We start from the raw sequence: 14,498 nt of genomic DNA, 5'->3' as shown, positions 1-14,498 counted from the left end.
CACGCACCCGCACCACAGGCCCAGCCTCGTTTGCCGCGGCGGTGCAGCGTCTGTCACCATCTGCCGGGGCGTCGACGACGACGTCCCACCGTGTCGTCGAGAGGTAGTCGACCCATGCTCGCGCACCTGGGACGGGTCATGGCCCGGCACCGCATCGCCGTCCTCGCCGTGTGGGGCTCGCTCGCCCTGCTGGGTGCGGTGATCGGTGGCGGGGTCTTCGACCGCACGACCACGGTCGACAGCCTGCCGCCCGGCGCACCGTCGGCCCGGGCCCAGGCCCTGCTCGACGAGCTCGACCCCCAGGGCGAGACGCTCACGGCGGTCGTCGGCGGGGTCGACTTCTTCACGCCGTCCCTCGTCGAGAGCGGGAGCCGCGTGATGCACGAGGTCCGTGAGATCCCGGGCGTGCTGGAGGTCTCGGACGCCTTCACGTCCGGTGGCCTGATCTCGGACGACGGGCTCGGTTCGCTCGTCGTGGTCGAGCTCGACCACGACCTCACGGACGAGCAGGCGCTCGAGGTCGGTGACCGTGTGGCGGCCGCCCTCCGGACCATCGACGCCCCCGAGGTCGTCGTGGGCGGTGAGCTCATGGCCGAGCGGACGTTCGCCGACATCGCGACCGCCGACGCCGTGGTGGGCGAGTCGGTCGCCCTCGTGGTGCTGTGCGTCGTCCTGGTGCTCGTGCTGGGTGGCCTGCGGGCCGGGCTGGCGCCGATCGTCGCCGCGCTCGCGTCGATCGCCGCCTCCCTCCTCGCGCTGAGCGCGCTCGCCGGCGCGGTGCCCGTGAGCGAGTTCGCGGTCAACGTCGTGACGCTGCTGGGGCTCGGCCTGGCCGTCGACTACAGCCTCCTGGTGATCGTGCGGTTCCGGCAGGAGCGCGAGGCGGCGCCCGGGGCTGCGCTCGACGAGCTGCTTGCCCGGACCGTGTCGACCGCGGGCAGGGCGGTCCTCGTCTCGGGGCTCGCGGTCGCGTCGGCGCTCGGTGGGCTCCTCGTCCTGGCGGACCCTCTGCTCGCGAGCATGGCGCTGGGCGGCCTGCTCGTGGTCGGGCTCACGACGCTCGCCGGGCTCACGCTCGTGCCGGCCCTGGTCGCCGTGCTGCACGCGTCGATCCCGGCCCCGCGGACCCGGACCTGGGCCCGCCGCCGCACCGGTCACGGCCCCGGTCTGCTCGCGCGGTCCGCGGCGTTCGCGCAGCGGCGCCCCGTGGCCGTGACGCTCGGGTCGGCCGCGGTCCTCCTGCTCCTCAGCGCACCCCTGGCGTCGCTCGCGCTGGGTGCCTCAGACGCGCGGTCCCTGCCGCCGGGTACGCCGGAGCGGGTCGCGCAGGAGAGGATCGAGCAGGACTTCGAGATCCTGGGCGTCCAGCCGGTCGAGCTCGTGCTGAGGGCGCCCGTCGAGGATCCCGAGGTCCAGTCGTTCCTCGACGCGGTCTACGCGCTGCCCGGCGTCGAGGACGTCGAGCATCTCACCGACTTCCCGCCCGACGTGACGGTCGCCGAGGTCACCCCGGCGGGCACCGCGACGGGTGAGGCGGCGCAGGCCGTGGTTCGGCACGTCCAGACGATGGATGTCCCGTTCTCGATGCAGGTCGCGGGCCCCGCGGCCGAGCTCGTCGACGCGACCCAGCAGTCGCGCGACCGGCTGCCCTGGGCGTTCGCCGTGGTCGTGCTGCCGGCGATGCTCCTGCTGGGCTGGCTCACCCGGTCGATCGTGGTCCCGCTCAAGGCGCTGGTCCTGAACCTGCTCGCGCTGACCGCGTCGTTGGGAGTGCTGGTCGCGGTCTTCCAGTGGGGCTGGGGGGCGAGGCTGCTGGGCTTCGAGCCCACGGGCACGATCGACGCCACGAGTCCCGCGCTGCTGTTCGTCTTTCTGTTCGGCCTGTCGATGGACTACGAGGTCTTCCTCCTCGCGCGCATCGCCGAGGAGTGGCGCCGTCGGACGGGGGACGACCGCCGCGCGAACGACCGCGCGGTCCTGGCAGGCATCGTGGCGTCGGGGCCCGTCATCACGGTCGCGGCCGTGTCGATCGGGATCGTGTTCGCGGGATTCGCGCTGGGCGACCTCGTGGCCATGAAGGAGATCGGGGTGGGGATGGCGGTCGCCGTCCTGCTCGACGTCACGATCGTCCGCGGACTGCTCCTCCCGGCCTCGATGTCGCTGCTGGGCCGCTGGAACTGGTGGTTCCCGGGCGGGCGTACACGCCCCGGCACCGGCCCCGGCCGTGGCGTCGGGCCGGACGAGGTGCGCGGCGAGGGGGCCTCGCCGCGCACGCTCGTGGGCAGCGGGACGTCAGCAGGCGCCGGCCGGGGCTGACGGCACGGCCAGCAGGAATCCGGGCGCGCCGAGCCCTGCACGGGAGAAGGCCGCGGCCACGGCGTCCGCGACGGCCTCGGCACGGTCGGCCCGGACGAGCGCGATGGCCGACCCGCCGAACCCGCCGCCCGTCATGCGGGCTCCCAGGGCACCCGCGTCGCGTGCGGCCTCGACCGCGACGTCGAGCTCGGTCGCGGAGACCTCGTAGTCGTCGCGCAGGGACGTGTGGGACGCGTCGAGCAGCGGCCCGACGTCGGACGCCCGCCCCGCGCGCAGCAGCGACACCAGGTCCTGGGTCCGGGCGATCTCGGTCACCACGTGCCGGACGCGGCGGCGCGAGACGTCGTCGGGCAGGCGGTCGAGCGCTTCGTCGAGGGCGTCGGTGAACGCCGCGTCGCCTCTCGGGGCTCCCGCCGCGGTGGCGATGACCGAGTCCGCGAGCTCGCGCAGGTTCGTGAGCCCCAGGGTCGCGGCGGCCGCATCGCACGTCGCCCGTCGCTGCGCGTACTGGCCGTCGACCAGGGCGTGCTCGGCCCGGGTGTCGATCACGAGCAGCGCGAGCCCCTCGGCCGCGAGGTCGAACGGGATCTGCTCGACGGCGCCGGTCGGGTCGAGCCCCGGGCGGCAGTCGAGCAGCAGCGCATGACCCGGGGCGCAGCGCAGCGAGGCCGACTGGTCCATGCCGCCCGTCGGGGCGCCGGCGACCTCGTTCTCGGCGCGGATCGCCGCGGCCGCGAGCGTCGCTCGCCCGGCGTCGGTGGCCGCGAGACCCAGGCCGGCGACGTCGTCGATGCCGACCGCGACCGAGCACTCGAGCGCGGCCGACGACGACAGGCCCGCGCCGTAGGGCACGCACGAGTCGACCACGGCGTCGAAGCCGGGGACCTGCGCCGCGGACCCGCCCGTCGCCTCGAGGTGCTGTCCGAGAGCCCACGCGACCCCGGCGACGTACGCGGCCCAGCCGGTCACGGCCCCCGGTGCGACGTCCTCGAGCCGCCCGGTCCACGCGGCGCCGGGCTCCTGGGCCGAGGCGAGGCGCACGACCGAGTCCGCCCGGGGGCGCAGTGCGACGTACGTGCGGTGGGGGAGCGCGACGGGCAGGCACAGCCCGGCGTTGTAGTCGGTGTGCTCGCCGATGACGTTGACGCGGCCGGGGGCCGCGTAGACGCGGACGTCCCCCGCGTCCTCGGCCGGGAACGCCTCCGAGAAGGCCCGCCGGACGCGGTCCGCGCCGACGTCGTCGGGCCAGGACTCGACCCACTGTGCCGCCGGGGCCGGGGCGAGCGCCTGCAGGCGCGCCGCGATCCGCTCGGGGGTCGTGTCGCTGACCCACGCGCCCATGCCCGACTCCGAGCCCGCGAGGTACTTGAGCCTGCCCGGCGCGCGCAGGACCGAGAAGACCTGCAGGTGCAGGCGCGACAGGTCGCGTCCCTCGCGCACCGGGGCCTGGTGCCAGGCGGCGATGTAGGGCAGGGTGACGGGCGTGCCACCCGGCCCCTCGAAGAACAGGTCGAGGCGGCGCAGGAGCTCGAGGTAGGTGACCGCGAGGTCGTCCCGCTCGGCGTCGGTGAGCGCGGGCAGGTCGGGCACGTCGCGGCGCGGCGCGACGTGCACCTCGACGGGCCACCTGGCCGCGAAGGGCACGTAGGCGACCCAGTGCTCGGTCTCCAGGACGACCCGACGGCCGTCCGCGAGCTCGGCGTCGAGGACGTCGCGCAGCAGGTTGCCGCCCGTGCGCTCGTGGTGGGCGCGGGCCTGATCGAGCATCGCGCGCGTCCTGGGCGTGAGGTACGGGTAGCCGTAGATCTGACCGTGGGGGTGGTGCAGGGTGACGCCGATCTCCTGGCCCCGGTTCTCGAAGCAGAAGACCTGCTCGACGCCCGGCTCACGCCCGAGGGCCTCGGTGCGGTCGGCCCACGCGTCGATGATGGTGCGCACTCGCTGCGGGGGCAGCGCGCCGAACGACGAGGAGTGGTCGCTCGAGAAGACGATGACCTCGCAACGGCCCGACGCCGGGGCACGGGTCTCGAGGCTACTCTCGCCCTCGAGCGCTCCTTCGGCATCGGAGACGCCCGGCACGAACTGCAGTGACGGGAAGCGGTTCTCGAAGACCACGACGTCGTAGTCGGTGTCGGGGACCTCGCCGTCCGAGTAGGCCGCGCCGGGGCGGGCCGGGCACAACGGGCACGAGTCCGCAGCGGGCAGGAACGTGCGGTTCATGCGGTGCGCGGCCATCGGGATCCAGTCGCCCGAGAGCGGGTCGAGACGCATCTCGGGGCCCGTGTAGGGGTGCTCGTGCCCGTCGGGGCCGGCCACGGCGGCGAACCGGTCGCCCAGCGGGCGGGGGTCGTCGAGCCGACGCGTGCGCTCGCCCGTGACGTACGCGGGCGAGTCGTCGAAGTAGACGAGCTCGCGGCCGTCGGCCAGGCGGGTCGGGGTGCGGCGCAGGTGCTGGTTCATCGGGGGGTACGACCGTCCTGGGGTGCGGGGGTGGATGGGTTCGGGATGGGCCGGGTCGGGTGGGGCGTCTCGTCGCGCGTGGCGACCACGAGCTGCCCGACGACGTCGCGCACCGTCTCCTGGTCGGCTGCGGGGAGGGCGTCGTCGGTCACGAGGACGTCGACCTGGTCGAGCCGGGCGAAGACGCTCAGGCCCGTGGTGCTCCACTTGGAGTGGTCGGCCAGGACGACCGTCCGCCCGGCGATCGCGACGAGCGCGCGGTTGGTCGCGGCCTCGTCAAGGTTCGGCGTCGTCAGGCCGGCTTCGACGCTCACGCCGTGCGCGCCCAGGAAGGTCTGGTCGACGCGCAGGCTCGCGAGCGCGGCCTCGGTGAGGGGCCCGACCAGGGCGTCCGACGGCGTCCGGGAGCCTCCCGTGAGCACGGTCTCGAGCCGGGCGTCGCCCGCACGGTGCAGGGCGTCGGCGACCGGGAGCGAGTTCGTCACGACGGTCAGCGGCCGCAGGGCGGTGTCCGCCGCGATCTCCACGGCGAGGAGATGCGTCGTGGTGCCCGCGGACAGGGCGATCGAGGACCCGGGGGAGACGAGGCGCGCGGCCGTGCGCGCGATCGCTCGCTTCTCGTCGAGCGAGAGCGTGCTCTTGGCCTCGAACCCTGGCTCGTGCGAGGTGGCCTGCGGCGAGACCGCGCCACCGTGGACCTTGCGGAGCAGTCCTTGGTCGGCGAGCTCGAGCAGATCGCGGCGGACCGTCATGTCGGAGACGCCGAGCTCCTGGGTGAGGTCGGCGATCCGGACGGCACCGTGGTCGCGGAGGCCCGCGAGGATGCGTTCGTGGCGCTGGGAGGCGAGCATGCAACCATGGTGACACATTCGAACAGAAGCGAACAATGTTGAACATGCGGGTGTCGGGTGCGAGCTTCCGGGTGACGGACGCGGACCGTCCCCGCCCCGTCGAACGACGAGGGCCGGTCACCCGTCCGGGTGACCGGCCGTCAGCCGGCGCGCCGTGGGGTCAGAGGCCCCCGCGCAGCGCGGCGATCGGCTCGATCGCCGCGGCCTTGAGCGCGGGATAGGTCCCCGCGAGCAGGCCGATCACGCCGCCCAGGAGAGCCGAACCGATCGCCATGCGGATGTCGAGGATGGGGGTCCACTCCTGGGCGACCGAGACGATCACCACCGTGAACACCCCCAGCGACGCACCGACCAGGCCGCCGAGCAGCCCGATGACCACGGACTCCACGACGAACTGCCCGGCGATGTCCCGCTTGGTCGCGCCGAGGGCACGACGCAGACCGATCTCCCCGACCCGTTCCATCACCGATAGCAGGGTGACGTTCGCGATCCCGAGGCCACCCACGAGCAGGGCGATCCCGCCCAGCGCCAGGAAGATCGCGTTGATGTCCGCCTGGACGTTCTCCTGGAGCGCAGTGCCGCTCGCCGGTGCCTGGGCCTTGAAGGACTCGGGCGCGTTGGGGTCGAGAGCGACGGGGCCCTGCTCCGCGACCAGGGAACCGGCGCCGGTCTCGATGTGGATCTGCAGCTCGTCGGGCGCCCCCACGGCGAAGTCCTGACGCGCGGTGCCGACCGGGAGCACCACGGCGTCGAGAAGGTCTGCCCGTCGCTTCACGTCGCCGAAGATCCCGATGACGGTGTACGCGTCCTCGCCGATGAAGATCGACGGCTGGCTGTCGACGCGGTTGATGCCGAGCTGCTCCGCGGCGCGCTCGCCCAGCACCACGACCCGGTCGCTGCGCGCGTCGTGGCCGCTGTCGAAGAAGCGCCCTGCCACGACCTGCCCCCGCACGGCGTCGAGCAGACCGTCTGAGCCCGCGACCACCACGGGGCTGGCCTTCTCGGCGACCGAGGGATCGTTGACCGGGACGGCGGTGACCCGCCGGTCCTCGATGTCGACCGGGGCGACGAGCCCGGCCGCGACGACCCCGTTGACCTGGGCGACTCGGTCCGCGCCGTCCCACGGGATGCGCCCCTTGGGGCGCGCCTCGTCCCCGGTGCCGGCCTTCGCCGGGGTGATGACGACCTGGGTCGCGGCGACGGCGTCGAACTGGCGGCTGATCTGGCCCGCGGCGGTCTGTGCGAGCCCGACCGTGATCACGACCGACGCGATGCCGAGGACCGTACCGAGGATCGTCAGGACCAGGCGCCCGGGGCGGGCGCCGATTCCGTGCGCGGCCTCGGCGAAGAGGTCGCGGGCGTTGAACCGGTCGCGAGCCCGGCCGCGGTGGATCCGCTCCTTCGCCGCCCGACCAGGCAGACGGGCCTTCACCGCGTCGAACGCCCTCATCGGTCGAGCTCCGTGAGCCGGCCGTCGGCGATGCGCACGCGACGCTGTGCCCGGGCGGAGACCGCCGGGTCGTGGGTGATGACGACGAGCGTGAGCCCGTCGGCGTGCAGCTCGTCGAACAGCTCCATGATCTCGACCGAGTTGGTCGAGTCCAGGTTGCCCGTCGGCTCGTCGGCGAGGAGCAGGTGCGGGCTCGCAACCACGGCACGGGCGACCGCGACACGCTGACGCTCGCCGCCCGAGAGCGTGGTCGGCGTGAAGTCGACCCGGTGTGACAGGTGGACGCGATCGAGCGCCGCCCGCGCACGCTCCTGCCGTTCCCCCCGGGGCACGCCGCTGTACAGCGTCGCGAGGAGGACGTTGTCGAGCACCGTGCGGTGCGGGAGCAGGTGGAAGGACTGGAAGACGAAGCCGATCCGGCCGCCCCGCAGGGCAGAGCGCACCGACTCGGACGCGTGACCGGTCGACACGCCGTCCAGCAGATAGTCCCCGGAGGTAGGGCGATCCAGGAGCCCCAGGAGGTTCAGGAGCGTCGACTTGCCGGACCCGGACGGTCCGATGATCGACACGTAGTCGCCCGGGTCGATCCGCAGGTCGACCGAGGTCAGGGCGTCCACGACGGGTGGACCGGGAAAGCTCCGGGTCACGTCCACGAGCTCGACGACCGCGGGCGGGGCGTCCGCCGCCGTGCCTGGCCCCGTGCCTTCCTCGTGGTCGGCCGGTGCCGTGAGCGCGCCCGGGGGCTCGTCGAGGACGGACGAGGGGGGTCCGCCGTTCAGGCCGAGCCAGTCGATCTCCCCGGTCACTTGCCGACCACCACCTTGTCACCGGGCTCGAGGGGATCGTCGGACGAGACGATCTCGACGAACCCGCCGGCAGCGAGGCCGGTCTTCACCGGCACGAGGTCGGTCGCCCGGTCCTTCGTGCCGGTGCTCTCGGTACCGGGGCTGCCGCGCAGGACCTCGACCCGCGACTCGCCACCAGGTCCGGCGGTCAGTGCCGCGAGCGGCACGGCGAGCACCTCGCCGGCCGTCGAGCTCACGGGGATCGTGAGTCGGACGTTGCTCCCCTGCAGGAGGGTGATCTGCTCCGGCGTCAGTGCGTCCGGTGCGAGCGAGACCGTGAAGCGGGCGCCCTTCTTCGCGTCGGCGTTCGACTCCCCGCCCTCGGCATCGGCCTTGCGGGCCTCGACGGAGGTCACGGTCGCCGCCCCTTGCGAGTCGTCCGGCAGCACGAAGGTCGCCTTGGCCCCGGGGGCGAGGAGCTCCGCGTCGGACGAACCGGCCGACGCCTCGATGACGAGAGTCGCTCCGGAGACGGCCATGACCGGTCCCGAGACGGTCGCGCCACGTTCCACGAGCACCTCGTCGACGCGTCGCGGCAGGCTGGAGAGGAAGAGCACCTCGCTCGCCGGCAGCGCGGTCAGCGTCTCCGTGCGGGCCTCGCCCAGGGCCTTCCTGGCGTCGTCGAGCTGACGCTGCGCGTTCGTGACCGCAGCCGTCTGTGCCGCGACGTCCTTCGGCTTGTCGAGCGCGGCCCGCTCCGCGCGCGCGAGCGTGAGCGCGTCCTGGGCACCCGCGACGTCCCCGGGCTCGGGCGCGGTCCCGGGCTCGGCCGCGGGGTCCGGCGTGCCGGCCTGCGCGGCGGCCAGGTTCCGTTCGGCCTCCCGCACGGCGTTGTCCGCCGTCAGCTTCTCGACCTCGGTCGCGCCCCCCTTCGAGGACGAGAGCTCCGCGCGGGCCGAGGTGAGCGCCTCCTCGGCGTCCCTGACCCCGCGGGCCGCCGACTCCACGCCGTCCTTGGCGTCGTCGCCGCTCGTCGGCGACGGGTACCCGACGTTGGCGTAGAGCTTGTCGACGGCGGTCGCCGTCGCGGCGTCGTAGATGTCGCTGGCGCCGTTGCCCGGGTTGATCCCGACGGCGGTGAGCGCTGCCTTGAGCTGGGCGACGTCCGGCCCGGAGACCCCGACCCGCAGGGTCCGGTACGCAGGGAGGTCGCCGGGGAGGACGATGACCGGACGCCCCGAGACCTCCAGCGCGACCGAGGTCTGCCCGAGCTCGGCCCCGAGCTCGGGGACCTGCCCGGTCACGACCGCGGGGCCGCCGAGGTCGGCGGTCTCGACCTTCACCTGGACGGCGTCGTCGTACTTGACGTCCCCGCGCAGCGTCACGTCGTTCGCGATGACCTTCTTCTCGACGGGGACGGTGATGAGCCCGGCCGCGGGCGCCTTCGCGTCGGCGGCGGCCTGGGCGGGCGAGACGACCAGGCGGCTCACGACGATGCCCGCCAGGAGGCTCAGCACGGCGACCCCCGCGACGAGCCAGATGAGGCGGTGGCCCCGCAGCCCGGCCCCGGGCGTCGGTGCGGTTGTGCCCGCGTCGCCCGTCTGCGCGCCTTCGACGTCGGTCACCGGTGCGCCGGTGGCGCGGTCCCCGCGGGAGCGAGAGAGCTTCACTTCTCGAGCTCCTTGTACGCGGCGGCCACGCGGTCCAGGAGGTCCTTGTTCTCGTCGACGAACGTCTTCTCGAGCTCGAACTGGACCGTGCGGTGGACGTCCTGGTAGTTGACCTTCTCCTGGCAGGCATGGTCGGCCACGGCCGTGCTCTTCTCCTCCTCCTGGAGCGCGGTGAGCTCGTCCTCGCCGGGGCCTTCGCCGGTCTCGTTGTCGTACAGCGCGTTGGACGCCTCCATGAAGTAGTCCATGGCCGCCTGCGGGGTGGCGTGGTCGAATCCGGCCTCTGCCATGCAGTCGGACCACTTCGCGGCGACCTCGGTCAGCTTCGGCGACTTCTCGACGTCCTCGTAGAGCGCGGTGACGGCGTCGTTGAACGCGGTCATCTCCTCGGACTCCCAGAGCTCCTGCTCGCCACCGCTCGCCTCGTCCTGGGCGATGCCCTGACAGCCCATCTCTTCCGGGGTGAACTGCGGCATCTCGCCGTTCTCGTCGGGCTCGGCCGAGCTCATGGCACCGTAGAGGGCCTCGTAGTAGGCGTTCATCTCGGTCTCGGACATCGACTCCAGGTACGCCTGGTTGGGGTCGACGTACGAGTCCATCTCGGCCTGCTGCTCCTCCGTCGGCTCCTGGTAGATGGTCATGCCGTAGCCGTACTCGGCGGCGTACTTCTCCGGGTCGTGCTCGTCCTCGTCGAAGGTGACCATGCCGGCGCTGCGGTCGACCGGGATGTACTCGAAGCCCTGCTCGACCATGCAGGCGGCCGTGAGCTCCTCGGTCTTGCGGTTCTGCTCCTCCCACTTCTTCTGCTGCGCCTCCGAGTCGAGGTCGCCGCTGATGGACTCGTAGAACGCGGTCAGCGGGCTGTCCTCGTCGGCGGAGGGAGCGTCGGTGCCGCCCCCGCAGGCGGTGAGCAGGAGCATCCCGGTGAGGCTCAGTGCCGTGATCGCGGCGGGCCGTGTCGAGGGTCGACGCATGGTGCTTTCCTTCGTTCGGTGGGGAGGGGTGGACTGACGCGCGAGGAGCGGCGAGCCCGGAGGCGGCCCGTCGGACGCGCTCAAGGGGTGGAGGTCCGTCCCGAGACCTTCTCGAGCTGGGTGACCGCCTGCTCGACGCGCTCGTGCTTCCACGCAAGGAGGTCCGTCTCGCGGTCCAGGGGCGCGCTCTGGACGGTCGAGAAGTCGGTGTCGCACCCGGAGACGCCCGACTGCGGTACGTCGTCGGGGTGGCTGAAGCCGACGATCCCGGTGCCGGACATGCCGTCGGGCCGCTGCTCGTGGGCGGTCGTGAGCGGGGGCCCGATCCCGACCTCGATCGGCGCCACGGAGGTCTGCGAGGCCCTCGCGGGCGCTCGACGGGCGCACCCAGGCCCGAACGGTCGGGTGGATGACGGTAGGTTCATGCGGTGTCCCCCCTAGGACAATCGTGTCGACACTGCGCGCGGTCTCACCCGCGGTGTTTCGTCGGGCTCCTGGGTGGACGTGCGCAGCGGTGCGGCACGCCCTCCCAGGAGCGTCGGATCAGTACCGGATGGCGTCGATCACCTTGACCCGGACCGCCACGAGCGCGGGGATCAGACCGGCGAGGGCGCCCACGCTGACCGCCGCGACCATGCCGGTCACAGCGGCGGAGACCGGGAAGCCCGGCCGGTCCTGGACGCGCGAGCCCATCATGGTGTCGAGCGGGACGTTGTGCAGGATCACGATCGCGAGCGAGACCCCGACGACGCCCGCCACGACGGTCGCGACGACGCTCTCCATGAGCACCGAGAAGAAGACCCGCCCGGAGGACGCCCCGAAGCTGCGGCGGATGCCGATCTCCCGGATCCGGTAGCGCACCGTGACGAGCGCGATGTTGACCAGGCCGAGGCCACCCAGCAGGAGCGCGACCGCGCTCACGCCCAGGATGACCCACTTGGTCGCCCCGTCGATCATGTTCATGTCCGGGCTGTCCATGCGGGACACGTCGACCTGCGCCCCGGCGATGGCACCGGACAGGTCACGGCGGACCGCCTCGGTGAGCGCGTCGACCGTGTCGGTCGGGACCCAGAGCTCGAGCGACGGAGGGCCCGCGTTCATGAGCGACTCGGGGGTGCTCCATCGCAGCTTGGACTCGACGAGCATGTACGCAGCCGGCGGCTCGTCCGGCCAGGTGTTGGCGTAGGAGCCGATGACCGTGGCCTCGACCGGGTTCTCGCCGCCGATCGTGATCGTCGGATGGTCCTCGATACGCTGGCCGAGCGCGTCGAGGAACGCCTGGTTGACGACGAGCGCGGGGGAGAGGTTGTCGGCGTCGCTCTCGGTGAACCACCGGCCGCCGTCCACTACGAAGCGGTGCATGGTGGCCCAGTCGGCACTGACCGCGTTCGTCTGCGTCGGCATGGTCCCGCCGGGGAACCGGAAGGTCGTCTCGGACCACATGACCATGGACGAGTACTCGACCTCGTAGCGGGCTGTGATGTCCTCGTAGGCAGCGACGTACTCCTCGACGCCCGGGATCTCCTGTCCCGTCGGGTACGCCGAGACGCTGAGCGTCGCGGGGCGGCCGCTCCAGCGTTCGTTGGCCTCGGCCGACACCTGGCGCAGCATGTCGCCCGCCGCGGTGATGGTGGTGATCGCGCAGACCGCCACGGCCACCCCGATGAGCGCGAGCAGCACCCGGAGCTTGTGGACCCGCAGCTCGTCCCACGCCTCGGCCAGGGCGCCGAAGAAGCCGGTCACGAGGCCACCACCGAGTCGCCGAAGAGCCCGTCCACCCCGGTGCCGGGGCGAGCAGCGGCGGCCGGCTCGGCCGCTGCCGAGGAAGCGGACGCGACCGTGCCCAGCGTGACGGCGACGTGCTCGGCCTGGTGATCCTCGCCGTCGGGCACGTGCTCCACGGGGGAGCCCAGGCCGTCGAGCGAGCCCGCGCTGCGGGCACCGATCGCGATGGGCGTGAGGACGCCCTCGGCGAGCCGGAAGTGACGCTTGGCGCGCGAGGCGACCGCGAGGTCGTGCGTGATGGCGATCAGTGCGGACCCGTTCTCCTGGGCGATCGTGTCGAGCAGGTCCATGACCTCGCCACCCGTGTCGACGTCGAGGGCCCCCGTGGGCTCGTCGGCGAGGATGACGCGAGGCCCGCGGACCAGTGCTCGAGCGATCGCGACGCGCTGCTGCTCGCCGCCCGAGAGCTTCTCCGGCATGGTGTCGAGGCGGTCGCCGAGGCCGACGCGCTCGAGCATCTCCGCCGCGAGGCGCTTGCGGGCCCAGAACTGCTTGCCCTGGGCGTAGAGCAGGGGAGCGGCGACGTTCTCGAGGGCCGTGCGCGCCTGGAGCAGGTTGAACTGCTGGAACACGAAGCCGAAGTCGGCGCCGCGCCGGCGCGCGCGCACCCGCCCCGAGAGCCGACCGATGGGCACGCCGTCGAGCAGGAAGTCGCCCGCCGTGGGGGTGTCGAGCAGCCCCAGGATGTTGAGCAGCGTGGACTTGCCGGTCCCGGACCGGCCGACGATCGAGACGTGCTCGCCCGCGTCGACCGTGAGGTCGATCCCGCGCAGGATCTCCAGGATCCGGTCGTCGGGCAGGCGGACCGACCGGGTCACGCCGTGCAGCTCGAGCAGGCTCATCCGACCGAGCCCCCGTACATCATCATGCCCTCGTCGACCGGGGCGACGTCCTGGCCGGGTACGAACTGCAGCACGAGGTCGCCCTCGGCGAGGCCCTCGACGATCTGCACCTGGGAGCCGTCGGTGATGCCGAGCTTCACGGCCGTCTCGACGGGCTCGCCGCCCTCCTCGCCCGCGAGCCAGACGTTGCCCGTCTCGACCGAGCCCTGGACCGCGGTGATGGGGACGAGCAGCGCGTCCTCCGCAGAACCTGCGGTGACCTCGAGCTTGGCCGCGAGCCCCGCGAAGACCGTCACGTCCCCGGGGACGGCGCACGTGATCGACGCGGACGGTGTCGCACCGGGCTCGGCGCCCGTCGGGTCCGCACCCTCCGCGGGTGCCGCGGCGGCCGTCCCCATGCGCAGACCGGTGCATGTGAAGGGCGCAGGTCCGCCGGTGACCGTGACCGTCGCCTCGGTGGGGATCGTGAGGAGGCGGAACTGCTGCTCGGGGAGCATCGAGGCGGACACGGACAGCGTGCCGGGGGAGATCGTCGCGAACGTGTCGCCGACCGCGACCTCCTGGTCCTTGATCGCGCTGAACGTCGCGACCGTCCCGGCCGTCGTGGCCTTCATGGTGGTCTTGGTGACCTTGGGCTTGCGCTCGGTCACCTTCTCCTCGCCCGTCTCCTTGTTCGTGGTGACGAGCGGCTCCTGCGGCGTCTCGAGGGTGACCTCGAGCAGCGGGGCGCCGACCGCGACGACGTCGCCGACCTTGGCGTGCACCGCCGTGACCTTGCCGAGCTGCGTGACCTTCTCCGCGCTCGCAGGGTCCGCGACGACCTGGCCCGTGAGGGTCACGGTGTTGGTGATGGGCCCCTTGGCCACGGCCACCTGCGGCAACGTCACCACTGCTGAGGGGGACTCGGTGTCGCCCTCGGCCTGCGGGGCGGACTTGAAGGCGATCACGACGAGGGTGACGGCGATCACCGCCCAGATCACGATGCGAAGGGCTGGGAAGATGATCCGGCGGGTGACGCCCACGGCAGGTCTCCAGGTGAATCCGATGAGCAGGAAGCTCAAGGTCTTGGCATGCTCCGGGAAGCCTAGGGGGGCCGGTTCGGCCCGCGTATCCACCTCAGGTATGAGATGTCTGCGCAGAAGATCACGATCAGGTGTGGTTCCTGCCGTGATGCGTTGTCGATGCCCCCCTGGGCGACCGGCACTGGTCGTGCTTCTGACGAACGATGAGCGCACACTACACCCGGGACGGGTGTGCCAGGTTCACCCGACGGGACCTCCGGGCTCGCCGCCGGGCACGGTCGGGCTCGGGGGCCGGCCGTGCCGGGGCTCCGTCACCGGACGCGACGAGGGCCCGCCCTTCCGG

The 14,498-nt window shown here is 72.8% G+C and carries 10 protein-coding genes and 2 pseudogenes; 1 reads left to right on the top strand and 11 read right to left on the bottom strand.

The window, feature by feature from the left end; translation table 11 throughout:
• The first annotated feature begins 114 nt into the window (after window positions 1-114).
• Window positions 115-2,316: an MMPL family transporter gene (locus tag ACFRCR_RS10085; protein WP_377677216.1), complete on the top strand. Its 2,202-nt coding sequence runs from the start codon at window positions 115-117 to the stop codon at window positions 2,314-2,316.
• Here the strand turns inward: ACFRCR_RS10085 and galK are convergent.
• The 11 genes and pseudogenes from galK to ACFRCR_RS10030 all read right to left on the bottom strand — a co-directional run.
• Window positions 2,293-3,525: pseudogene (galK, locus tag ACFRCR_RS10080) on the bottom strand (galactokinase); the annotation flags it as partial. The gene ACFRCR_RS10085 and the pseudogene galK sit on opposite strands and share 24 nt — an antisense overlap.
• 69 nt (window positions 3,526-3,594) lie before the next feature.
• Window positions 3,595-4,776, bottom strand: a pseudogene (gene galT / locus ACFRCR_RS10075) (galactose-1-phosphate uridylyltransferase); the annotation flags it as partial.
• Window positions 4,773-5,627 carry a DeoR/GlpR family DNA-binding transcription regulator gene (locus tag ACFRCR_RS10070; protein ID WP_377677214.1) on the bottom strand — a complete coding sequence of 285 codons (855 nt, stop codon included), beginning with the start codon at window positions 5,625-5,627 and terminating at the stop codon, window positions 4,773-4,775. The gene ACFRCR_RS10070 and the pseudogene galT, both read right to left, overlap by 4 nt.
• Window positions 5,628-5,787: 160 nt before the next feature.
• Window positions 5,788-7,077 (bottom strand): ABC transporter permease, encoded by a 1,290-nt coding sequence (locus tag ACFRCR_RS10065; protein WP_377677212.1) that lies wholly within the window; start codon window positions 7,075-7,077, stop codon window positions 5,788-5,790.
• A complete protein-coding gene (locus tag ACFRCR_RS10060; RefSeq protein ID WP_377677218.1) occupies window positions 7,074-7,730 on the bottom strand; it encodes an ABC transporter ATP-binding protein in 657 nt (218 codons plus the stop codon). The genes ACFRCR_RS10065 and ACFRCR_RS10060 overlap by 4 nt, the downstream gene beginning before the upstream one ends.
• A 149-nt stretch (window positions 7,731-7,879) precedes the next feature.
• On the bottom strand, window positions 7,880-9,532 hold the full coding sequence (locus ACFRCR_RS10055) for a hypothetical protein (RefSeq protein WP_377677210.1): 1,653 nt from the start codon (window positions 9,530-9,532) through the stop codon (window positions 7,880-7,882).
• Window positions 9,529-10,506: a hypothetical protein gene (locus tag ACFRCR_RS10050; protein ID WP_377677208.1), complete on the bottom strand. Its 978-nt coding sequence runs from the start codon at window positions 10,504-10,506 to the stop codon at window positions 9,529-9,531. Before ACFRCR_RS10050 ends, ACFRCR_RS10055 begins: the two co-directional genes overlap by 4 nt.
• Window positions 10,507-10,586: 80 nt before the next feature.
• Window positions 10,587-10,853 (bottom strand): hypothetical protein, encoded by a 267-nt coding sequence (locus tag ACFRCR_RS10045; RefSeq protein WP_377677206.1) that lies wholly within the window; start codon window positions 10,851-10,853, stop codon window positions 10,587-10,589.
• 196 nt (window positions 10,854-11,049) lie between these two features.
• Window positions 11,050-12,249 carry an ABC transporter permease gene (locus tag ACFRCR_RS10040; RefSeq protein ID WP_377677204.1) on the bottom strand — a complete coding sequence of 400 codons (1,200 nt, stop codon included), beginning with the start codon at window positions 12,247-12,249 and terminating at the stop codon, window positions 11,050-11,052.
• Entirely contained in the window at window positions 12,246-13,133 is an 888-nt protein-coding gene (locus ACFRCR_RS10035; protein WP_377677202.1) for an ABC transporter ATP-binding protein, read from the bottom strand. The genes ACFRCR_RS10040 and ACFRCR_RS10035 overlap by 4 nt, the downstream gene beginning before the upstream one ends.
• The gene (locus ACFRCR_RS10030; RefSeq protein WP_377677201.1) at window positions 13,130-14,194 is read right to left on the bottom strand and encodes a secretion protein HlyD; all 1,065 of its coding nucleotides are present in this window, start codon (window positions 14,192-14,194) and stop codon (window positions 13,130-13,132) included. Before ACFRCR_RS10030 ends, ACFRCR_RS10035 begins: the two co-directional genes overlap by 4 nt.
• Window positions 14,195-14,498 lie beyond the last annotated feature (304 nt).

This window comes from Oerskovia sp. NPDC056781 (assembly GCF_042789955.1).
Lineage (GTDB): Bacteria > Actinomycetota > Actinomycetes > Actinomycetales > Cellulomonadaceae > Oerskovia > Oerskovia rustica.
This window is presented reverse-complemented; position numbering and strand designations above follow the sequence as displayed.

Bases quoted from the DNA above. Each gene is read 5' to 3' on its own strand.
- ACFRCR_RS10085 (WP_377677216.1), top strand. From the start codon at position 115: ATGCTCGCGCACCTGGGACGGGTCATGGCCCGGCACCGCATCGCCGTC.
- ACFRCR_RS10050 (WP_377677208.1), bottom strand. From the start codon at position 10,506: ATGCGTCGACCCTCGACACGGCCCGCCGCGATCACGGCACTGAGCCTC.
- ACFRCR_RS10035 (WP_377677202.1), bottom strand. From the start codon at position 13,133: ATGAGCCTGCTCGAGCTGCACGGCGTGACCCGGTCGGTCCGCCTGCCC.
- ACFRCR_RS10070 (WP_377677214.1), bottom strand. From the start codon at position 5,627: ATGCTCGCCTCCCAGCGCCACGAACGCATCCTCGCGGGCCTCCGCGAC.
- ACFRCR_RS10065 (WP_377677212.1), bottom strand. From the start codon at position 7,077: ATGAGGGCGTTCGACGCGGTGAAGGCCCGTCTGCCTGGTCGGGCGGCG.